Origin of the sequence: Paenibacillus contaminans, from assembly GCF_003285015.1 — a bacterium.
Taxonomy (GTDB): domain Bacteria; phylum Bacillota; class Bacilli; order Paenibacillales; family NBRC-103111; genus Paenibacillus_V; species Paenibacillus_V contaminans.
Genome location: NZ_QMFB01000021.1, coordinates 120776 through 142901 on the forward strand (window position 1 = coordinate 120776; position 22126 = coordinate 142901).

The 22126-nt window shown below is 55.6% G+C and carries 17 protein-coding genes; 3 read left to right on the forward strand and 14 right to left on the reverse strand.

Going from position 1 to position 22126, the window contains the following annotated elements:
* Window positions 1–150: 150 nt before the first annotated feature.
* From DQG23_RS28850 to DQG23_RS28860, 3 genes are all read right to left on the reverse strand, one after another.
* Window positions 151–1851 carry an FAD-dependent oxidoreductase gene (locus DQG23_RS28850; protein WP_113034508.1) on the reverse strand — a complete coding sequence of 567 codons (1701 nt, stop codon included), beginning with the start codon at window positions 1849–1851 and terminating at the stop codon, window positions 151–153.
* Between the two features lie 557 nt (window positions 1852–2408).
* A complete protein-coding gene (nagA, locus tag DQG23_RS28855) occupies window positions 2409–3596 on the reverse strand; it encodes an N-acetylglucosamine-6-phosphate deacetylase (protein ID WP_113034509.1) in 1188 nt (395 codons plus the stop codon).
* 125 nt (window positions 3597–3721) lie between these two features.
* Window positions 3722–4195 carry a Fur family transcriptional regulator gene (locus DQG23_RS28860; RefSeq protein ID WP_113034510.1) on the reverse strand — a complete coding sequence of 158 codons (474 nt, stop codon included), beginning with the start codon at window positions 4193–4195 and terminating at the stop codon, window positions 3722–3724.
* Window positions 4196–4381: 186 nt separating this feature from the next.
* Here DQG23_RS28860 and DQG23_RS28865 point away from each other — a divergent pair, with 186 nt between their 5' ends.
* Both DQG23_RS28865 and DQG23_RS28870 read left to right on the forward strand, forming a co-directional pair.
* Window positions 4382–4906: an acyl-CoA thioesterase gene (locus DQG23_RS28865; RefSeq protein ID WP_113034511.1), complete on the forward strand. Its 525-nt coding sequence runs from the start codon at window positions 4382–4384 to the stop codon at window positions 4904–4906.
* 559 nt (window positions 4907–5465) lie between these two features.
* On the forward strand, window positions 5466–6425 hold the full coding sequence (locus DQG23_RS28870) for a diacylglycerol/lipid kinase family protein (protein WP_113034512.1): 960 nt from the start codon (window positions 5466–5468) through the stop codon (window positions 6423–6425).
* A 535-nt stretch (window positions 6426–6960) separates the two neighbouring features.
* On the opposite strand, the gene DQG23_RS28875 is transcribed toward DQG23_RS28870, so the two are convergent.
* The 3 genes from DQG23_RS28875 to DQG23_RS28885 all read right to left on the reverse strand — a co-directional run bounded on the left by DQG23_RS28875 (window position 6961) and on the right by DQG23_RS28885 (window position 10345).
* Window positions 6961–8739, reverse strand: a complete 1779-nt coding sequence (locus tag DQG23_RS28875; protein WP_113034513.1) for a PdaC/SigV domain-containing protein — start codon at window positions 8737–8739, stop codon at window positions 6961–6963.
* Window positions 8740–8994: 255 nt separating this feature from the next.
* Window positions 8995–9456 carry a carboxymuconolactone decarboxylase family protein gene (locus DQG23_RS28880; RefSeq protein WP_113034514.1) on the reverse strand — a complete coding sequence of 154 codons (462 nt, stop codon included), beginning with the start codon at window positions 9454–9456 and terminating at the stop codon, window positions 8995–8997.
* Window positions 9457–9544: 88 nt separating this feature from the next.
* Window positions 9545–10345, reverse strand: a complete 801-nt coding sequence (locus DQG23_RS28885; RefSeq protein WP_113034515.1) for an RDD family protein — start codon at window positions 10343–10345, stop codon at window positions 9545–9547.
* A gap of 265 nt (window positions 10346–10610) precedes the next feature.
* On the opposite strand from DQG23_RS28885, the gene DQG23_RS28890 reads away from it, so the two are divergent.
* Window positions 10611–11582 (forward strand): stage II sporulation protein M, encoded by a 972-nt coding sequence (locus DQG23_RS28890; protein ID WP_113034516.1) that lies wholly within the window; start codon window positions 10611–10613, stop codon window positions 11580–11582.
* A gap of 73 nt (window positions 11583–11655) precedes the next feature.
* Here the strand turns inward: DQG23_RS28890 and DQG23_RS28895 are convergent, their stop codons facing one another.
* From DQG23_RS28895 to DQG23_RS28930, 8 genes are all read right to left on the reverse strand, one after another.
* Window positions 11656–13029 (reverse strand): DUF58 domain-containing protein, encoded by a 1374-nt coding sequence (locus DQG23_RS28895; RefSeq protein WP_238178084.1) that lies wholly within the window; start codon window positions 13027–13029, stop codon window positions 11656–11658.
* Window positions 12980–13900, reverse strand: coding sequence for an AAA family ATPase (locus DQG23_RS28900; protein WP_113034517.1), 921 nt, complete (start codon window positions 13898–13900; stop codon window positions 12980–12982). Before DQG23_RS28900 ends, DQG23_RS28895 begins: the two co-directional genes overlap by 50 nt.
* A gap of 6 nt (window positions 13901–13906) precedes the next feature.
* Window positions 13907–15205, reverse strand: a complete 1299-nt coding sequence (locus DQG23_RS28905) for a DUF4350 domain-containing protein (RefSeq protein ID WP_113034518.1) — start codon at window positions 15203–15205, stop codon at window positions 13907–13909.
* A complete protein-coding gene (locus tag DQG23_RS28910; RefSeq protein ID WP_113034519.1) occupies window positions 15189–15824 on the reverse strand; it encodes a DUF4129 domain-containing protein in 636 nt (211 codons plus the stop codon). Before DQG23_RS28910 ends, DQG23_RS28905 begins: the two co-directional genes overlap by 17 nt.
* Window positions 15821–16930 (reverse strand): glycerophosphoryl diester phosphodiesterase membrane domain-containing protein, encoded by a 1110-nt coding sequence (locus tag DQG23_RS28915; protein ID WP_238178089.1) that lies wholly within the window; start codon window positions 16928–16930, stop codon window positions 15821–15823. The genes DQG23_RS28910 and DQG23_RS28915 overlap by 4 nt, the downstream gene beginning before the upstream one ends.
* 1081 nt (window positions 16931–18011) lie before the next feature.
* Complete coding sequence (locus DQG23_RS28920) at window positions 18012–19427, reverse strand: sulfatase family protein (RefSeq protein ID WP_113034521.1); 1416 nt, start codon at window positions 19425–19427, stop codon at window positions 18012–18014.
* A gap of 225 nt (window positions 19428–19652) precedes the next feature.
* Window positions 19653–21188: an extracellular solute-binding protein gene (locus DQG23_RS28925; protein WP_238178085.1), complete on the reverse strand. Its 1536-nt coding sequence runs from the start codon at window positions 21186–21188 to the stop codon at window positions 19653–19655.
* A 69-nt stretch (window positions 21189–21257) separates the two neighbouring features.
* Window positions 21258–22124 carry a carbohydrate ABC transporter permease gene (locus tag DQG23_RS28930; RefSeq protein ID WP_113034522.1) on the reverse strand — a complete coding sequence of 289 codons (867 nt, stop codon included), beginning with the start codon at window positions 22122–22124 and terminating at the stop codon, window positions 21258–21260.
* Window positions 22125–22126: the final 2 nt, after the last annotated feature.

Sequence of the window (22126 nt, forward strand, 5' to 3'; positions counted from 1 at the left end):
CAACCCACTATACCATGAGAAAAAATGCCCACATTTACCACATCGCCTTGAAAGCGCGATCAATCAACGGCTTACGCCGGTTTCTAAGAATTCAATAAGAATATTCTCATCCTTTATTTATTGCAATTTCCCCTCAGTGGAACATCGACCTTATTTATCCAAAATAACCTGCTGAGCCCTCAGACTTTGCTGCAGCAATTCGATCTGCGCTTCGCTCGGCTCATCGACCGAAAATTTACGGCTCAAGGAAAGCGCAGCGGCCGTTCCCGCCGCATCTCCGAGCATAATCAAGTTCGGATATACGCGCATCGCCGTCCATGCGAACGAATCCATATTGGCTGCGTAGCCGGGAATCAGCACATTCGTCAGCTTCGGCGAACGCAGCACGTCGTAAGGAACGTACCACGGCTCTTTGCCGAGCGGATTGGAAAGCTGCTCCCCTTTTTTATAAGAATTCGAGTCAAAATGATAATAGCCGAGTCCGATCCGCCGGTCGAAATACCGCTCGTCATTCCCCGTCACGCCGTCCTTATCTAAGGCGAAACGGTAGGTTCGGGTCGCAGGATCCGCCACATTCGCCGTATGAATGCTTTCGCGGATGTACAAGGTTTCCCCTACGACGGGCTCGCCGTCCTTCATGACCAGCTCCGCATTCTCCAAGCCGTTCAAATGCCGCAGCATTTGGATAAACTCCGGCTTGCTTATTTCTTGCAGAGCAAGCTCGCGGGCGGCCTCAGGGGCCATTCCGCCGCTTTCCGGATAAACGACGCCGCCGGCTTCCATATCCCGGATCGTCTTGCGGGCATCGACATTGTAGATCAGGAGCATGTTCATCCAAAATTCCATATCCTTGGATCCCGCTTCGCCCTTGCCGGAATAGCCGTCCTCCCCCGCATTGTAAGGTTTGATACGGAAAAGAGGCGAAGCCGCGTCATAAGCGGCAATGACAGGGTTGCTGCGCATCTCGTGACCGGCCCACAGCTGGAAAGAGCCTTTGTAGGTAAGCGCCTTTCCCTGAAGCTTGGGATCGATTACCGCTTTGGCTGCGTCCAGCCCTTTGAGCTTAAACATAAGCGTGGCTGCCATTTGCGCCCCGTCCGGATTCTGGTCCTCCCGTCCTACGGTGCCGACAAACGCGCCGCTAGTGCCGACCAGCCTCCCCGTCTCCGAAGCGTCCACGAACAAAGGCGCTCGTACCTTCCGCTCTCCGGCGCCGCCTCCGAAGCGATAGTAGCTCTTCTCGTTTTTAACGAGCGATTGCGTGACGATCGATTCGATTTCGAATGTTTCCGCTTCATCCGTTTCCGTCGCCGACGGTTTGGCGCTTGCGGCTGACGGAGCCGGGCGCATGTCGCTGGAAAGAGCCGTCACCGCCTTTTTGGACTTGGCGTTCGTTCCGTCCGAGTCGGCCTTTAGGTTAACCTTCGTAATATCGGTCTCATACGAGATTTCAACGTTTTTGTGGGCGCTCAGCTTGCGAGCCAAATAGGATTCGAAAAGCTCCGGAGGGAAAACCGCGGTTACGTCCTGCATAAAATAATAAAACGTGCCGGCCTGCGAGCCTTCATAGCTCGGTTTAACGCCTTGGGGCAGCGATTTGGGCTTGTAATAATTGACGTCGAACAGATTTTGCCTGCCGAGCGTCAAAATGGATCCGAGCGCGCGCTCGGGGACGACCATTAGTATTTTCATCTGTTTATTGGTCCGTTTGGCCGCAAGCGCGGTGGAAACGGCTTGCGGACCGCCGCCGTATATGACCAGGTCATACTGATGCTTGTCGTAGCGAAACGACGCAAAAACAACCAAAAGAGCGAGCGCAGATGTGGTGAATGTAAGAAGGAATTTGCTCAATGGATTGGCCCCCAGACCTGTGGTACAACAAGGATAAACGGCTTCGCCGTCCTAAACGCTTTCGAAGAAAGCGACATCGTAAGCATAAGCTCGGACGCGCGCGTTTACCGTTGAAATATAAGCGCTTGTTATGTGAAACATAATTCTTATATTTGGACAAATGTCTTCCGTTTTCTTCAGACGAGCGGCTTTTGCCGGGCGTGCGAACGATCGGCAATGGACAGCCTTCTCGAGACTTTGACCAAAGCGGCAGCGGTTCGTCCTTATCGTGTAAGCTATATTTTTAAGATGCGGTCGTACACAAACGCTGCGCCGTCCCTTCTGTTGGGAGCGCCCGTTTACTGGAAAATGGAATGACAAGAAAAGGATATGCTTGAAGGCGTTTTGGAATTACAGGTTACCGTTAAGATGGCGATAAATCGGATGTTTCATGTGTCCGGAGCCTTTCAATAATTTCCTTTCTCCGGACAGTCTACAGGAAGGCTCGGCAAAAAGCGCACCGGACATTCAGTCAGTCCGGTGCGCTTTCCGTTCCGCTCAGGCGACAGCTAACGGAGTTACGCTTGGTAAACGTTTCTCCCCCGCACATAGGTCGCTTGTACGTTAAGGTCTGCGTCGAGAATAAGAAGATCGGCGTCTTTGCCGGCTTCGATCGAGCCTTTGCGGTCGTCGATACCGACTTGCCGCGCCGGGTTAATCGTCAAGCCTGGCAGCACCTCTTCCAGCGAAAGGCCCGTGAACGCAATCGTGTTGCGCATCGCGCGGTCCATCGTCAGCGTGCTGCCGGCCAAGCTCCCGCCGTCGCGCAGCGTCGCTTTGTTGTCTTTCACGATAATCGGGAGCTCGCCGAGGAAATAATCCCCGTCCGGACATCCGGTTGCCTCGATCGCATCGGTGATGAGGACGATTTTGTCGGCAGGCTTCGTTTTATAAATAAGCGACACGATATCCGGTGTCATGTGGATGCCGTCCACGATCAGCTCAACCGCCAGATCGTCGATGATTAGCGCCGAGCCGGCAACTCCGGGCTCGCGATGATGCATCGGACTCATGCCGTTGAACATATGCGTGACATGGCTTGCGCCTTTGGCTACCGCTTCGCGGACGTCGGCGATTTTGCCGTCGGAGTGGCCGATCGATGCCGTGACTCCGTTCTGCGTCGCGTAGGCGATCGTTTCGAGATTGCCTGCAAACTCTGGAGCGATCGTCATCAGCCGAATCGAATGGCCGGAGTAGTCCATATATTTTTTCATTTCTTCGACCGACGCTTCGCGGATATGAGCGGGATTTTGCGCGCCGCAGCGGACCGGATTGATGAAAGGCCCTTCCAGATGAATGCCTACCGCATCCGCACCGGACGTTCCCTCCTCGAGTTCCTTCGCAAGGCTTTGCAGAGCCGCATCGATATCTTCCTTGCTTGCCGTCAGCGTCGTCGCCAGGAAAGAGGTCGTTCCGTGCTTCGCATGGAACAGGCTCATCCCGTCCAGCATCGGCTTGCCGGGACGCGAGGACATCACGTCGAAGCCCCCGCCGCCGTGTACGTGTACGTCGACGAAGCCTGGCACCAGAATCGCTCCTCCGACGTCGATGATTTCCGCCCCGTCCGCATCGGCAGTGCCCGCCAGCGCAGCCGGTATGACCGACTCGATCAAGCCGTCGCGAACAAGCAGACTCGCTCCTTCAAAAATACCGTCCGGCGTATAAATATTCGCATTCGTAAACAGCTTTGCGTTTGATTCAGACATCGTTTTCTCCCTCCAGGATGTATGGGCAATCGATTGCCGCTTGTCTGTGTTATAGTTATTCTAATGAGGCTAAGTATTACATAGCGAAAGTTTTTTTACAACGTCCGGGACAAACGATTCCAGCGTTATTCGTCTTCCTTATCGGCTTCTTTCTCCTGCTTCCGGCTCTGCTTGCAATCGGAGCAATAGCCGAATATTTCGAACCGGTGGGAGACGACGTCGAACGAAGCCGGCAGCTCCGGTACGGAAGGCATCGGACAAAACTCGAATGTATAGGTTTTTTCGCAGGTAAGGCAAATTAAGTGGTGATGGTGATGGGATTGGCAGCGTGCCTTGAATTTAAGTCCGTCGTTCAAATAAAACTGCTCCAGCACTCCCATCTCCGACAAAAGCCGCAAGTTGCGGTAAACCGTGTCGAAGCTCATGCCCGGGTATTTTTTGGTCATATGGTCGTACACGTCCCGCGGGGACAAGTACCCTTCCGCATGCGCAAACAGCGTGGCGAGCGTTCTGCGCTGCTCCGTAATGCGCCATCCTTTTTTGACCATGCTTTGCAATATTTCATGTACCGTCTGGTCCGTATGCGCAGCCACACGCATCACCCCCTTATCTGATCCTTCGCCGGCAAGCGCCCTAAGGGCAAAGATGCCGGGAAGCTTCACGTTTCTAGCACGTTGATTTAATAGTGCCCGAATCCTGCGATGTAGTCAACCTCTGCCTAATTGTACCGCTCGAATAGGAGGCGGGCTCACGCAGGTTCCAACTCGAAGGGAGAAGTGCCGTCCATGTCCGCAATCAAAAAAGCCGGCGAATCGCGTTCCGTCAATTCCAGCTACGTACTGCCACCGGACACGAACAATCACGGAACGCTGTTCGGAGGCAAGCTGATGGCCTATATCGACGATGTAGCCGCCCGTGCGGCAATGCGCCATGCGGGATTGCCGATCGTAACCGCATCGACGGATTCGATCGATTTTTTGCATCCGATCAAGGTCGGACACGAAGTGTTCCTTGAAGCGATCGTAACTTGGACGAATAAAACCTCGATGGAAGTGTTCGTCAAAGTGATCGGCGAAAATTTATTGACCTGCGAGAGAACCGTATGCGCCACCTCTTTCCTCACCTATGTGGCGCTCGGGAAAGACGGGCGGCCGGCCGATGTGCCGAAGGTGGTACCGGAAACGCCCGATGAAAAGCTGCTGCACGAAACGGCTCCCGCTCGTGCGGAAGCGCGCCGCCAGCGCCGGTCGGAAAGCAAACGGCTAGCCGAAACGTTCGGCATCAAGCGGCCGTGGGAGCCTGAGATGTAATGCCGGGGATAAAGACGGCGCCGAGAAGGACGGGGATTCAGAGGTCAAGGCGCCAGTGTTCCTCCCCTCCCGGGGAACGAGGGCTGCGGACCTCGGGCGGTGCCTAGCGCGTCTGCTGTCCGACGAAAAAGGCGGACTGCGGGGTGCCTCCGGCACGCCGGTCCTGCTCGACGAATGAGGACTGCCGGCCTCGGGCGATGCCTAGCGCGTCTGCTGCCCGGCGAATAAAGGCGGACTGCGGGGTGCTTCCAGCATGCCGATCTGCCCGAGCGAAGGGCTACCGGCCTCGGGCGGTGCCTAGCGCGTCTGCTGCCCGGCGAATAAAGGCGGACTGCAGGGTGCCTCCAGCACGCCGGTCATGCTCGGCGAATGAGGGTTGCGGATCTCGGGCGGTGCCTAGCGCGTCTGCTGTCCGACCGATTATATCGGCAGGATTTTGGCCGCCGAAAGCGAACTACATATAGCCGTATCTTAGTAAGCGAATGATGTCGAAGCAGCCTCCAGCTGCTCGCAATCGTAAATGATACCAACCTTTATAACAAGCGGGAGCGCTGCGCGAATGATTGCTTTTATCGTCAATCCCGTGTCCGGCAACGGGCGCGGAAGGAAAGTGTGGAACGAAATCGAGCGGGTGCTGCGGCGGCGGGAAATAAGCCATGCCGTGCGGTTCACGACCGGGCCGGGGACCGCTGTCGCGCTTGCGGGCGAAATGCTGCGCAGCGGGCAGTATACCGTCATCGCGGCGGTCGGCGGCGACGGAACCGTTCACGAGGTCGTGAACGGACTATGGAGCGCCGCGAGGTATGCGGGCAGCCGGGAAGCCGCAGCCGCAGCCGAAACGGCGGAGGAAGCACCGCATATCGCTTGCCGTTTCGCGTACATTCCCGCCGGCTCGGGCAACGACTTTGCGCGCGGACACGGAATTCCGCTTCATCCTCTCGAAGCGCTGGAGCTTATTTTTAAAGAGCATGCGGGAAGCCCGATCGATCTGCTTCATATGAACGGCCGTGTGGCGGCCAACTCGATCGGTACCGGGCTCGACGGGCAAGTAGCGCTGGAGACGAATGAAGCCGGTTACAAAAAGCTGCTGAACAAGCTTCGTCTCGGCAAGCTCGCCTATGTATTGGCGCTCATGCGCGTCTTGTTCACGTACCGCCCGTGCGACATGAAGCTTCTTGTCGACGGCTCGAAGACTGAGAAGTCGCGCGTCTGGCTAATCGCGGTCTGCAACATCCCGCATTACGGAGGAGGGATGCTGATCTGCCCTTCCGCCCGTCCCGACGACGGCAAAGCAAATATTTGCATCGTCAGCGGCATCAGCCGCCTGAAGCTGTTCATGCTTTTCCCGCTTGTGTATTCGGGCAAGCATGTCGGACATCCCGCCGTCTCCTTCTTGTCCGGACGGTCTGTTGAAATCGAATCGTCTCAGCCGCACGTCGCGCATATGGACGGCGAGCTCGCGAGACCGGAGCGGATCCGCATCGACATTTTGCCCGAACGCATTTCGATTATTAAATAGCGGAACCGTTGCATGCGGCACGCCCCGCCAGACCCTTACTTTGATACGCTTAGTTGCGAAAACCTTATTGATAATGAGCCAGTCCGCACTATTCCACCGGTAAAATGCTCGTTCTAGCCGAATAGTGAGGCAAACAACACTATCAATTTCGTTTGCCTCACTATTAGTTGCGTTTGCCTCATTAACTCACCAGAACTTGGGTTTTCGGCGAGAAATAGTGAGGGTAACCTAACTAATAGTAACTTTTCCCTCATTATGCCCCCAGAACACGGATTTTCGGCGAGAAACAGTGAGGGACGCCTAACTAATAGTAACTTTTTCCTCATTATTCCTCCAGAACACGGATTTTCGGCGAGAAACAGTGAGGTTAGCCTAACCAATAGTAACTTTCCCCTCATTATGCCTCCAGAACGCGGGTTTTCGACAAACCATGCCCTATCGCGAAACTAAAAAACCTCCGTCTCCGCCCCTAAGGGAACGAAGATGGAGGTTTGTTGCCGTTTGTATAACCATGACCGTCAAACGAGGAGGCTTTCTACTCGGCGGCAGCCGCTCCCTTGATCGAAATGGAATCCGTACCGATTACTACATCGGCCTTTAAAATATCCGAGAAAAAGGAAACCGGCACGAACATTCTGCCGTCGTCCTGAATGACTGGCCCGGCTCCGAGGGAGATCGGCGCCATTTTGTTATACACGTACTCGTCCTTGCCGACGCGTACGATCGTCCATTGAGCGCCCTTCGCCAGCTCGACGGACTGCTCTTCGCCGTTCCACTTCAGCTCGAAGCCGAGCGTTTCCGCTACGATGCGGAGCGGCACGAGCGCTTTGCCCGCTTCCTGCGTATAAACGGCCGCATCGCCGTCAGCCAGCGCTTTTCCATTCACGACAAGCTTCGTTGGCTGCGATACCTCTTCGGTACTGCCTGCGCTTTCTCCGGCAATAGGGAGGCGGAATTCCGGGAATCCGGCTGCATACGGCGCAATTTCGTAAGGAGAGAATACGACGGCGACTTCGCCTTTTTCAATATAGAACGACTGGGTTTCATCGATGCCGGTAAAGCCGTCTGCAAAATAATCGTCCGGATTTTTGGCGATTTCCGCTTTAACGTGTTCGTCGATTATCGTCTTGTAGCCGCTGCCGAGCAAATCGCTTAACGTAATTTTCGCAGCCTCCGCATCGTTCTTCACGTTGAATGCGCTCATTACCGGCATTCCATGCGCGCCGCCGGTGTAGACATAGCTGTTAACCTCAAGCGAGAATCTCCCCTTGTCGGCCGAACCGCCGCTTGCTTTCACCTCGTAGTCGATCGTTATCGAGTAAGGACGGAATTCATAGCCGCTCTCCTTGGCCGCAGCCGCATCTTCCGCCGCTTGCTTTTTGAGCTCGTCCAGGCCTTTCATCGCATTGCGCTCCAAAATATCGTTCAGCTGCGCTTCATAACGCTTGTCCTTCAGTCCGGAAACGACCGGAATGTTCAGGTCTGCGATATATTCGGGGGTTTCTTCTTTGACCGCTTTGCCCGTCACGCTGACGGCTCCTTCATTCGCACCCGCGCCTGGGATCGGAATGCGGAACTCGGGCGTGCCCGCCGCACCCGGGGCGATCTCGTACTTGCCGAAGACGATAACGGCATTCCCTTTTTCAATATAAAAAGACTGCGTTTCGGCAATTCCTTTAAAAGCGTCCTCGAAATAGTTTTCGGGCGTCTTGGCGATTTCCTTGGCGATTTCGTAATCGATCGTTTTCTTGTATCCGTCGCCGAACAAACCGCTCAGCTCGATCCGTTTGGCCTCCGCGCCGTTGTCGACATTGTAAGTATCGATTCTCGGCACGCCGTTGGCGCCGCCTGTGTATGTATAAGTCGTTACGCGAAGCGAGAACACGCCGGAATCGGCCGCGCCGCCTGAAGCCGCTACGTCGTAGCTGATATTCAGCTCATACGGGCGCACCGGGAATCCTGCTTTCCTGGCCTCCGCCGCATCCGTTTTTGCCTGCTGCTTGATGCCCTCGATATCCTTCATGGCGTGCCGTTCGAGGATATCGTTCAGCTCGGCTTCGTACTTCTTATCCTTCAATCCGGCGATCACCGGGATGCTAGCGTCGACCGACACCTCGTCCGTTTGCTCCTTGACCGTTTTGGCCGAAACCTGCACATTATCCTGCCCGATTTCGGCGGATATCGGCTTCGCCGTTACATTGTAGGGTAAAACGTCCGTCCGGGCTGGAGCTTCGGCATAAGACGACGGCGTGCCCGATACGAATAAACAACTGCCCGCAATGGTCAGCGACAATATTTTGAATGATTTTTTCATGAATTTCCCTCCCGATGCGATATGTCCCCATTATACGGCTCAAAGGTCCGCGTTAGGTTACAGACCGTTTACATTTCCCGGCGGCACGCGCTTCCCTATGCTCACAAAACTTGCCAGTCCGCTGTCCTGCAATCGAACGCCTATCGGCATCGTTTGAAGCCGACGTTTAACGCCGGTTTAGGGCTGTTTCACAGGCATAAACGCAAAAAACGGCCACCCCGTTCGGGATGACCGTCGCAATTTCCGCTGAGCGTCTTACTTAAAATCACCGGGCTTGTAGCTGCCGGGAATGTTGTTTACGGCGATCGAGAACCGATTCCAGCCATTAATGGCCACCATGACCGCTACAAGATCGACATATTGCTTTTCGTCAAAATGCTTCCGCACTTCCTCGTACACCGCATCCGGCACGCCATTCTCCGATACAAGCGTCACCGCCTCCGTCAGCGCCAGAACGGCCCTTTCTTCCTCGGTGTAGAACGGCGCTTCGCGCCATGCGGAAAGCAAGTAAATGCGCTGCTCGGTTTCTCCGTAAGCACGAGCGTCCTTCGTATGCATATCGAGACAATAAGCGCAGCCGTTAAGCTGGGAAGCGCGTATTTTGATCAGCTCGATCAGCGTGTCGGAAAAACCCATCGTCCGCGTATAAACGCCGAACTGGCTCATGATTTTGTATACCTCGGGCGCTGCCTGATATAAATTGACTCTTTGTTTCATTTCGATCTCCTCCGTTTATCCTGTTTTCGTTCAATCGCAGGTATAACGAAGGAGACCGCCGATTTGTGACAAAAGCGGTGAAAATTTTTTAGACCTCCCACTCGTCGCGCAGCTGCACGTAAAGCCAAATGAGGAAAGCCCTGTCGTCCATCGGCCGGAGCGACTCCACAGCCTCCAGCTTGGCCTTTAAATGCCGGGCGATCGGAGCGCCAAGCTCCGCGGCTTTATTGTCCGTCAAGCTGGGCAGACGCTCCATGTATGCCGAAAGAAGACGCCAATCCTCGTGGCCGACCTGCTGCCTGGCCGTTTCGGACAAAGGCGTATCGGGCACATATGGACGCCATTGCTCCAGCGCCTTATCGACGATTCGTCTTCGCTTCAAACGATCGCGCTGCAGCTCGACCACGACGATCGTTCCGGCGGCCATATCGCCGATTCTTTTGTCTCGTTTGCTGAAAATCATCACCATCGTACCGAGAAAATACAGGGTGGGCAAAAAATCGATCAGCCGGAAAAAGTTGCGGATCAGCACCGAAATAAACGTGGCGGATTGCCCGTTTTCCTGGACGACGCGGATGCCGAGCCATTTTTTGCCGAGCGTTTGTCCTCCGTTGTAATGCTCGAGTCCGACATAATAGCCGACATTCAGCACCACAAAAAATATGATCAAGAATGCCAAAGCATAATCGTTCGCCCACGAGTCGAGCGAGCTCCCGATCCATTCGGACCCGAAGACGAGAAGCAGCAGCAGCAAGAAATTACAAATCCCCAGCAGCACATTATCGAGAAAATGAGCGATCGCCCTCGTGCCGATCCCCGCCGTTTGCAGCTGAAGCTGCACCCGTTCCGGCGTGACGACCGTAAATTGTTTTTCAAACGGAGCGTTCATGAATGTCTCCTCACCGATTCGGAATTATGGTAGCATAAGGAAATGGATACAAGTCGGCCGTCGTCATGCGATGCCGCATTAGCCGGGAACTGCACAGAATGGAATAACGGTTTCCCAAGACTTGCAAAAAGAGACTGCTAAAGCAGTCCGACTGCGGCGGGATACACTGTGTTATACTTGCTAATTCGCCTGCCCCGCCGTAATCCCGGCGTATTTCGAGGCTCGTGCGACAGTCCGGCGAACGATGGAACAGGAGGCTTTCCCGATGGATCTCGGTGTATTCACCAGACAAAACAAACCGCTTTGGACGGAGCTGGAAAGCTTGCTTATCCGTTTCGGCAAACAGAAGGGCCGTATCGCAGCGGAAGATTTGGACCGGCTAACCGCATTATACAAATCCGCTTCCTCTCATTTGGCGGCGATGCATACGCACCTTCCGCAGGACGAAACGACGTTATATTTGAACCATCTCGTCTCGCGCGCTCATCATATCATGTACCAGGAAAGCAACAAAAGCTCGGCTCAGCTGCGGCATTTTTTCGGCAGTCATTTGATCGGCCTTATCCGCGAGCGGAACCGGTTCATCCTGCTTGCCCTCATACTGTTTGCAATCGGAGGGTTGTCCGGCTATATCTCGGTATGGCAAAATCCTTCCAATGCCTATGCCGTCCTGCCCGGCGGAATCGCCGACAGCGTGGATCCTACAAAAACCGAGCTGCCGCGCGGGGACATCCACAGCCCGGTCGTCTCGACGGAAATCATGACGAACAACATTCGCGTAGCCGTGCTTGCATTCGTCAGCGGCATCACGCTTGGCATCGGCACCGTTTATTTGATGCTGTATAACGGACTGATTATCGGAGCGCTGGCGGCCGTTTTCATGCATTCGGGAAAGAGTTACGTATTTTGGGCGTACATTTTGCCCCATGGCGTCATCGAGCTGACCGCGATCTTTATCGCAGGCGGAGCAGGCTTTTATATGGCGTATCGCATGATCGTTCCTACCCGATACTCGCGGAAATACGAGTTTCTGCAGGCCGCCAAGCAATCCGCCCAGCTGTTGATCGGCACGATCCCGCTCTTCGTCATCGCCGGCATTATCGAAGGGTACATTACGCCTTCCGTCCTGTCACTCGAAGTGAAATATGCCGTGGCCGGAGCCACGCTGCTGCTTCTCGGCTGCTACTATGCCTACGGCATCCGGTCGGGCAAAGCCCGGGATGAAGGCGGCCGGTGAATTCACACGGTAAGCAAGCTGCGCTATAACGGAAAACGGCGAGCATGAATTTCCGCCGTCAAACGCCGCCATGCTACCAAGCATCCCTTGCCTTCAGGTCAAGATAATGGTTGACCGCACTCAACGTGAAACGGTCGGCCGGCACATCCAGCACATGAATGCCCGTAAAAGCCATTTCCTGTACGTAGCCGCTTCGATCATGTCCGAATTTATGCGCCATGCTCTGCGCATACGCCGTCCGGGCGTCAGCCGCCTCCGCATGCGCCCATTTGTGCAGCAAAGGATCCTGAAGGGACAAGAGTAGCAGCATATGGCTTCTCCTCAGCTTATGCGCATAAGCAGCCAATTCCTGATGGTACAGATAGTTTTCCATATCCGAAAATACCGCCACGAAAGAGCGTTTCTTCTGCACGCGAAGCAAATAAGACAGCGCCATACCGTAATTCGATTCCACGAATTCGCTCTGCAAATCGAACGAAGCCTCCACCAGCCGGTTTAAATGGGCGATCCCTTTGTCCGGCGGAACGTATACCTTCAGATCCGCGGCAAAAGCAAGCAGCGCGACCTGGTCCCCCTGCTTCAGAGCGACCGCCGCAAGCGCGAGCGCCGCTTCGAGCGTGCGGTCCAGCTTCGTCTGGCCGTCCAGCTCGATCCCCATCATCCGTCCGCAATCGATCAGCAGCGTGACGGTTTTTCCTTTTTCCGGCCGCAGGACGCTTGTCATCAGCTTGCCCGTACGCGCGGTCGCCCGCCAATTGACGGTACGGGGATCGTCTCCCTGCACGTAATCGCGAATCGAATCGAAATCGGAGCCGCTGCCCAGCTTTTTGAAAATTTTGCGTCCCTCCAGAAGGAGCATGGAAGGCGTGGATTGGAGAATTCCCCGCACCTGGGACAAATCCGGCTGTATGTCGACCTCTCCCGGACAATCGAGGCGGGCGAATTTACGGATGAGACCGAAGCCTCCGGAATACAGCAAGTAAGCATGCTGAAGCCGGTAACGTCCCCGTTCCTTGCCAAACGTCGCGTAAGCGAGCGTCAGGCGGCTGCCGTCCAGCTCGGCATGGACCGTCGCCTGCCCGAAGCTGACCGGCAAATCGTCGGTGAACGTTATATGGAGCCTTTGCGGGGCATTCGTATGCAGCGTTACTGCAACGTCGAACGGCTTGTTGACGTCGGCTTGATCCGGCGTCGCCCGCTCTGCGCGGAATACGCTTCTACCCGGGAGAAGCAGGAAATCAATCGCCGAGAAAAGCAGCAAAAGCCCGTTCCAAATTAGAAATGCATAACCTCCAACCGACGCATCAAGCAGACTTGCGGCGGCGGCAATCGGAGCTCCCGCCGCCGCAAGCCATACGAGGCGGGCCGTCGGCATCGCAAACCGGTGTATGAACCGGTCAGCGAGGAACTTGCGCAGAGGCAAGCGCTTCTTGGATGATGACGTCACTTGTTCCGCCCTCCAATTCCGTCTGCGCCGACAGTAAAATACGGTGCCGAAGAGCGGGGCGCGCCACCAGCTTCACATCGTCGGGCGTCACGAACGTTCTGCCGTCGAGCAGCGCCCAAGCCTTGCTTGCCATCAGGACGGCAATTCCCGCCCGCGGCGATGCGCCGAGCTGAACCTTGCGCGATTCCCTCGTCCGCCGAACGATCGCCGTTATATACGCCAGAATCGAGTCCTCGACGACGACATCCGCCAAGCGCCGCTGCTGCTCGCGCAGCATGTCGGGCGTTAGCAGCGGCTCGATCGTTTCCTCGCGCTGCTCCATGTACGACCGATGCTGCCGCAAAATGTTCCGCTCGCTCGACTCGTCCGGATAATCCAGCACCAGCTTGAACATAAACCGGTCGAGCTGCGCTTCCGGAAGCGGATAGGTCCCCTCGTATTCGACGGGGTTTTGCGTCGCGATGACGAAAAACGGATCCGGCAGCGGATAGGTCGCGCCCTGGATCGTCACCTGCCGCTCTTCCATGGCTTCAAGCAGCGCTGCTTGCGTCTTGGGCCCCGACCGGTTGATTTCGTCGGCCAGCAGCACATTCGTAAAGACGGGACCCTTCACCGTCTGGAATTCGTTGTCGCGCATTTGAAAAATCACGCTGCCTGTAATGTCGCTCGGCATCAAATCGGGCGTAAACTGGATACGGCGAAAATCGCCTCCCGCCAAGCCCGCAAGCGTCCGGGCCATGCGGGTTTTGCCGAGACCCGGCACTCCCTCGAGCAGCACGTGGCCTCCGGCCAGCAGCGCCGTCACAAGCAGACGCAAATTAGGCCCTTGGCCGAGCAAATGCCGTTCCATCGATTGCAGCACATTATGCAAAGCGAATCACTCCTTCTCCAATTCGGCGATGAACTCGCCGTATTCGCGTACGCGCGCCGTAAACTCGCGCGCGCCGACGCTCCCCTGCACCGGCTGCGCCAGGTGCAGGAGCCGCTCGAGGCGGCTCGCCCGGTCCGCATCCCAATGGATGCGGGCGGCGCTTGCCGCCTCTTGCGGGGCAGCGCCGGGCGTAACGCCCCAGCGCTGCCAGAGCAGCTGGCGCAGCCGCTCCGCGCTGTGCGCCAGCGCCTCCGAGCGGAGCTTGCGCCGCTCGTACCACCCTGCGACGGCGAGCAGCGTCTCGTCGCCGCGCCGCGCAGTCCACGCCCGTGGAACGTGGACGGGCCCGATGCGCTTAGCGCGCATCCAAAGCCATAGCGCCAGCGCCAAGGCCAGCTGCGCGCCCGCGACAAGCAGCCATGCCGGATAAGCGGCGAACAGCCCCGGCTTCGTCTGGATGCCGTGATGATATTCGTCGATCCGTAGCGTCTCCCACCGCCGTTCGAACAATGGCCACGCCAGCTCAAAATGCTTATGCTTGAGCGCTTCGCCGTTCATCAGCCAGTTCGGCGCAAGCACGATCGTTAACTCTCCGCCGCCGATCCGCTTTCTCGCTCCGATTAGGCCGAGCGCGTCCGTCAGCAGCGGCTCGACGCCGGCTCCCGCCTCCAGTCGCCGTTCGGGCTTCACGACCGCTTCCAGCGGTTCGTTTGTTCCCGCTCTGCTAATTTGCCGCAGCTCCATATAAGCTGCTTTCTTAATCGCCTCGCCGTTTGTGCCGCCTTTATTTTCGGAAGTCCCGGCTGCTTCTGTACCGCCGTTGTCGCCTTCCTTATCTACGGACGTACCGGCCGCGCTTTCTCCCGCCGCTTTCGCCTCCGTTTTGCCGGCATTCCCGGCAGACGCCCCGCTTTCCGCTTGCTTTCTCTCCGGCTCGCCGGCTTCGTCGGGCTGAAAGCCGTCCCACGCGGGCGGGACCGAAGTGAACAGCAGCACGTCGTTGCCCTGCTCGATCCAGCGTCCAAGCGCCTTAAGCTCTTCATCCGCGAGCGTCGAAGGCTGTACAAGCAAAAGCGCCTCGCCGCCGCCGGCCGGAAGTCTTTTGACCGGAAGCTTCCAGGTCTCGACCGAATGCCCCTTCTCGCCCAGCAGTTGGACGAACGCCTTCGTCCCGTCCAGATCGGCCGAAAACGACAGATACGGCGCCATATTTTCCGCCTTCGGCTTATAGAAGAAGTACCCCAGCCCGACAAAAAGCAGCACGCAAACCGCCAATCCGATATAAGCGTTAGTCCGTTTGCGCATCGCGGCTCGCCTCCGTTTCCCGGACGGTGCTGCGCACCTGCTCGTAAAATGCCGTCAAGTCCGCTTCATTAATCGGCTCCTTGCCGTACCAAACCCGGTCGAACAGCCCCGCGCTGCTCCGAAAAAGCGGCACAAGCCCTTCACGGCTGCGCTGAAGCTCCTCGCCGTATTCCCAGTTCGTCTTCCATTTCTCGACGGTCACCCAGCTTCTCTCCTGCATATAAAAAAGCAGCGCCAAAAACAAAAATCGCACGCTCTCGCGCCAAGCCCCTTCGGCTTTAAGCGCCTCCGCCTTCTGCATATAATCGCGGAGCGACCACGTCAGCTCTTCGTCGGTAAGCAGCGGTTTGCCGGGGCGAACCCTGCCGTGTCTGACAATTTGCTTGGAAAACCAATAGATCGCCCATACGAGCATGAAGAATACGACCGCAGCCAATCCATATGCAATAACGGAGCCCGTTCCATCGGAAACATGCAAAGCCGGAAAAAAGTCGAACAGCTTTCTCAGCCATCGTCCAAAAATATCCCAAAGGCTCTCGCCGCCGGAATCGTAATAAGCCTTATACTCGCCGCCCTCCAAAATATCGCGGAGACGCTCTTTATCGTCAGCTACGCTCATTCCCGCTCATCCTTCTTGGCATCCGGCGCCGGTAACGTATCGCCTGCTTCACTCGACGGAGCGGACGGATTATAGCCGTTATACGGCTGGTGACCGTACGGCTCATAGTAGGCGCCTGCCGGCTCGAGCCCGGTCGTTTGCCTGATCAGCGCTTCAAGTCCTAAGCCTTCGCTGCGCACCCTCAGATCGAAAAAGCTTACCGCGTACAGCACGATCATCAGCGGAGCCAGCACTGTATTCGCCAGCAGAAGCACGGCTTGAGCCACCCATGGAGGCGCAAACAGCAGCAGAACGAACCCGAACAGCATCCCGAGAATGGATGTAATAAAATAAATGATCAAATACATGACCAGCATCGTCCAGAACAGCCGCCAAAAGCTTTGGCGCGTCATCGCCCAGCTTCGTCCAAGCCCGATCGATTCCCCCTCGAGAGCCGTAAGCGGCAAGAAGTACATAAGGCGAATGATAAAATAAGCTGCCGCCAGCAGAACGCCGATCATGCCGGCAACGATAAGAACGCCCATCACGATCGCCCCGCCGACGCCCGGTCCGTTCGCCGCCGCGCCGACGACCAGCGCAAGCAATACGGAAATACCCGAGAAGGCCAGCATGATGCCGATAAATATGCCGATCAAGATCAAACCGAACAGAAGGTTGCTCCCCACGACCGGCCAAAAACGGCGAAACGAGCGCTTCAGCACGTCGCCGATTAACGGCTCCCCCTCTCCGCTCAACACGGATTGCACATACATGACGACAGCCGTAATGGAAACCGGAACGAAAAATATCAGAAAAAGAATGGCAATAAGAAAAAAAACGAGAAGCTTGCCGACCAGCAGCGTGGCATCCGCTTCGTATTCCAGCATTCGGCTCTCGAATACATCCGAATCCAAGCCGACGCCGTCCCGAAGACCTTCGACGAACGATTGCAGAATAAAAGCGTTGCCCGACAACACATTCGGCAGAAGAAGCTGCTGCAGCAAATAAAAAGGGCCGTAAAATATTAGCATAATTAAGAATAGCTTTACAAAATGGCGCCGAAAAAACTGAAAGCTGTAATCCAGCATCCTGCTGATGCCCATCGGCTTCCATGCGGTTTCCTTCACATAAGACAAATCCAATCCTCCCAACCCCTCAAATGTCAATCATTGTCTGTTTTATTATACTATACTATGGGCGTCCGCGGGTTGAAAAAGCATACTTCCCGGCGGCCGCTGAACCTTTAAGGGGATTAGCCTGCGGCACCGGTTTCGAATGATTTCGCGGCTTGTTCGAAGGGAGCCTCGTAAGATTTCCGCTATTCCTCAAAAGGTGTCCTCCTGGCAAATACACCCTCCAAAAACGCGACAAAAGCCCCGAAACCGTTTGGACGATTCCGAGGCTTGACTTTTTTCGCATGCAAGCTGCTTCTATGAATGACTAGAGCATTTCAACTCTTATACTATAGATTTTAGGGATGTAAGGCATCTGATCGTGCAACAGATCGTGATCATCATAATGAGGAAAAGTTTACTATCAGTGAGGCAAACCTCACTATTTCTAACCGAAAACCCGTGTTCTGGTGGNAAAAGTTTACTATCAGTGAGGCAAACCTCACTATTTCTAACCGAAAACCCGTGTTCTGGTGGCATAATGAGGCAAACGCAACGAATAGTGAGGCAAACGAAATTGTTAGTTACGTTTGCCTCATTAACAGGCGGGAACGAGCATTTTACCGGTGGAATAGCGAGGACAGCCTCATGAACAATAAGGTTTTCTCCACTATTCGCACGGTTCGTGCATAACCATTACGAGTTCCGTGTTTTTCTTTCATAACCAGGGATTCGGATAACGGACATTACCCGGTAAACTGGTGCCATGCTACGAAACTTAATCCCTAGTTTAAGCGTTGAAAGTCTACTAGTCGACTCAAAATTAGCATCGTTAACAGGATACCCGTCTGTAAACCGTGCCGCGTAAACATTCACTTTCGGCAAACGCCTTGCACGCTTCTTAGCTTTGCGGCGCGAACGCCCGCATACTGCCGTATTTCACCGGCCGGCCGGACCTCCGAGAAGCCCCTTCCGCTACTCTAGGTTATGGTACTCCTTCTGCCTTTGCCGCAAACACCCGCTTCGGCGAGCTGGCCGAAGCCGCTGACCGGATCGCGGACGCCGTCAATAGCCGGACCTCCGAGTCACCCTTTCGCTACTCCAGGTCATGGTACGCCTTTTTGCCTTTGCCGCGGACGCCCGCTTCGGCGAGCTGACCGAAGCCGCTGACAGGCTCGCGAGCGCCGTCGATAGCCGGGTCGACGTAACGGACGAACCACTGCTCGAGCTGCGCCTTCATCGCTTCGCGCGTTTCGCGGTGCTCCGGCGCGTCGATCAGGTTCGCGGACTCGTCCGGATCGTTCGCCAAATCGTACAGCTCATGCGGGCCGTACGGATACCTGTGGACGTATTTCCATTCCTCGTACCGAATCATCCGCACGGGACCGTATTCGTCGAAAATGACGACGTCGGTCCGCTCGCCCGGCGTTTCGCCCAGGAGCTGCGGCAGGAAGCTGCGCCCCGGCAAATCTTCCGCCACGGGATTTTGCAGGCCGGCATACTCAAGCAGCGTCGGCATAAAATCGTAGCCGCTCGCCATTGCAGCCGATACGACGCCTTGCGGAATGCGTCCCGGCTGACTGAAAATAGCCGGCACTTTGACCGAAGTGTCGTACATGTTTTGCGGAAACGTGCCGTTCCCCTTGCCGAAAACCCCGTGATGGCCGAAGTTGAAGCCGTTGTCGCCCATGAAAACGATCAGCGTGTCCTCCGTCAAGCCTTGCGCCTCCAGCTTATCCAGAATGCGGCCGACATTCGCGTCCATCGCCGTAATCGAAGCATAATAACCCCGCAAGCTTTCGAGACGATTGTCCTCGCCCGGCGCCGTTTTGATCAGCCAAGGATGCTTAGGCGTATGCAGCGGGGTCGATTCGCCCGGACAGTCCGCATACATATCGAGATACTCCTGCGGATGGTTGCCGTTCAGCCACGGACTGTGCGGCGCGGTATAATGGACGCTCAAATAAAACGGCTGCCCCTCCCCTTCTTCCGCCTGCCGGTCGAGGAAAGCAAGCGCGTCGTCGGTAATGACGTCCGTCACGTAAGCCGGCTCGTTGTACGGCTGCCCGTCTCTGATCATAGGAGCGTTATAGTACGGGCTGCCGCCGGTTTGGTGCACGAACCAGTGCGTGAACCCTTTCTGCGGCTTCACGCTGTCGCCAAGATGCCATTTGCCGCTCAAGCCGCAAACGTAGCCGTTCTCGGCGAGCACATCCGTGTACGCGAGCTGCCCGGCCAAATATTCGATCGCATTCGGGCCGACGCTGCCTTCGCGTATCCAATCATGCACGCCGTGCTGCGACGGAATGCGTCCCGTAAACAGCGAAGCACGGGCAGGCGAGCATACCGGCGACGTGCAGAAGAAATTATCGAACCGGACGCCGCTTGCCGCCAGCCGATCCAAATTCGGCGTCTTCACTTCGCCGTTGCCCGCGCAGCCCATCGCCCACGCACCCTGGTCATCGGTTAAAATAAATACGATATTCGGCCGTTTCGTTTGTCCTTCTCCCATGAAAATCGCCTCCGTTGATCATTGATTCGTTCCCATAAGCCGTCCGTTCGTCCATGAAACAACCGGAAATCCCCCTCCAAGATCCGGCCGGCCCGAAAAGCCGCGAAACGGATATTGAAAGGAGATTTTCCGGATTTGTATTTCCTGCTAATTAGCCGTTATTTCGTCTCTATTTCCCGCTATTTAGCCGTTATTTCATAAGGCTCGGACGAACCGTGCCATTCCTTATTTCTTATCCTTGAACGCCTGATTGACTTCCTCCAAAATTTTGCTGCCGCCTTGCTCGCGCCATTTTTTGCCGAGCTCGGCTACGCCCGTATCGATGTCGAGCTTGCCGATCATCATGTTGGTAAAGTACTGGTAGTACAGCTCGTTCACGACGCCGCTGAATTCGATCTCCGCCGGCGTTCTTAATTTGACCAGGTTCGGCTTCATGTTCTCGGATGCGAGACGTACCGAATCCTTCGCGCGATCGGCTTGCGGCTCGGTTTGCGGCAAATAGTTTTCGGTCAGCGGCCATACGACGCTGCCCCATGCAAGCGGATGCGCCCAGCCGCCGGAAGCGAAGCTGTCTTTGGCGCGTTCTTCCTCATTATAGACGATTTTGTCGCCGTCTTTGGTGTAATGAACGCCTTCGATACCTAGCTGAAGCAGGTCGCGGCCTTCCTTCGACAGCATGAACTCGATGAATTTAGCCGCTTTCTCCGGGTTTTTGGAGCCCTTCGTAATCGCAGTGAACAAACCGGTTTTCGGCGCCGCGCTCATGCCGCGGGTTCCCTCCGGTCCGGCCGGCGGAGCTGCGAATCCGAGTTTGCCGTTCGGATTAAGCTTCTGCAGGCTTGTCTCGATCCTATTCACGTGACGGAACAAAGATGCGTCCATAAAGCCGACCTTGCTCTGATAAAACTTCTGCTCTTTCATTTGCGTATCGTTGAGCATATATTCCGGCTCGATCAGCTTCTCATCCCACAGCTTCTTCAGGAAAGTCATCCCTTTTTTGAAGGAAGGATGCTCGAATTTCGGGATGACGCTTCCTTTCTCGTCCAGCGCCCAGTCCCCATTCTGCAAGCCGTACGCGTAGAAAATAAAATCGAACGTCGGCACGACGGCGCCGTTTTTGGCTGAGGTTAGTCCGTAGGTGTCGTTCTTGCCGTTGCCGTCCGGATCCTTCGTCGCGACCGCTTTAAGCGCTTCGTAAAACTCGTCCAGCGTTTGCGGCGGCTTGAGGCCCAGTTTATCCAGCCAATCGGCGCGGTACACCAGGTTGACGTTCGAACGCTCCTGCTCGATGAACGGATAACCGTAATATTTGCCGTTCACGGCCGTCCAGGACAGGCTGCTCTCCAGCTTGCTTTTGACCGTCGGCATGCTGTTCAAATAATCGTTTATCGGGATGACGATCCCTTCGTTGATCCATTGGCTTAGCGAGTTCGTCGGATAGTTGATCGTAAGCACGTCCGGGTAATCGCCGGTCGCCATGGCGACATTAATTTTATCGTACGAGGCCTCCGGCACGATCTTCAGCTCGAGCTCGATGCCCAGCCGCTTGTTGATTTCGGCAATAATCCGGTCATTCCCTTTCAGACTGCCTGCCGCTACGTCGCCGGTCGTCATGAAAACGAGCTTGGACGGCTTTTCGGCCGCTTGGCTTTGTCCTGGCTCCGGCGAGGCGCCGTTCTCCTTCTTGCCGCATGCCGCGGCTAATGTAAACACCATGGTAGCGCTTAACAGTAATGCTGCTGGTTTCTTGATTTTGTTCAATTGAGAAACCTCCCTTTGATTATTATATCTCAACGCGTTTTCGAAAACGAAAGCGCCGTCGAACCGGTATTACTCCTTCACTGCCCCGAGCATGACGCCTTGGGAAAAGAAACGTTGAAAGAACGGATAAATGAGGACGACCGGAATCGTCGCGACCATGATCGTCGCCATTTTGATCGATTGCCCGAGCAGGAACGGATTGTCCGAGCCCCCCTGATAGCTGGCCGCGTTCTCCACAAGCATCGACCTCAGAAACAGCTGGATCGGCCAGGCGTCTTTGTCCGTAATGTACATGACCGCCGCGAAAAACTCGTTCCACCGCGTCACCGCATAAAACAGGCTGATCGTCGCGATCGCCGGCATCGAAAGCGGAATAACGATTCGGAACAGGATGCCGACATCGGTGCAACCGTCTATTTTGGCCGCTTCCTCCAAGCTCTCCGGCATGCCGAGGAAAAAGTTGCGCATGATGATTAGGTTGTACGTATTAAGCGCCATCGGAATGATCAAAGCCCAGACCGAGTTCATCAGCCCGACCTGCTTGACGGCCATATAGGTCGGGATAAGGCCCCCGTTGAAAAGCATGGTGAACACGATTAGAAACATGATGATGCGCGTCCCCTTGAGATCGCGCTTCGACAGCGCATATGCGGCCAATACCGTCATGAACATGCTGATCGCCGTCCCGATGACCGTCACGAAAATGCTTACCCGGTACGAAGACCATAACTCGGGCAGCTTGAACAGGTGACCGTAAGCTTCGAACGTGATCGTTTTGGGAAACAAGTGAATATTCGTCGCCATGCTCTCCTGCAGCGGCGTGATCGAAACGATCAGCGAATCCCAGAACGGATACAGCGTCGTCAAGGCGACAAGCGCAAGCAGCGTATAATTCAGCGTCTGAAAGACGGCTCCTCCCAGGCTCGTTTTATGCATGA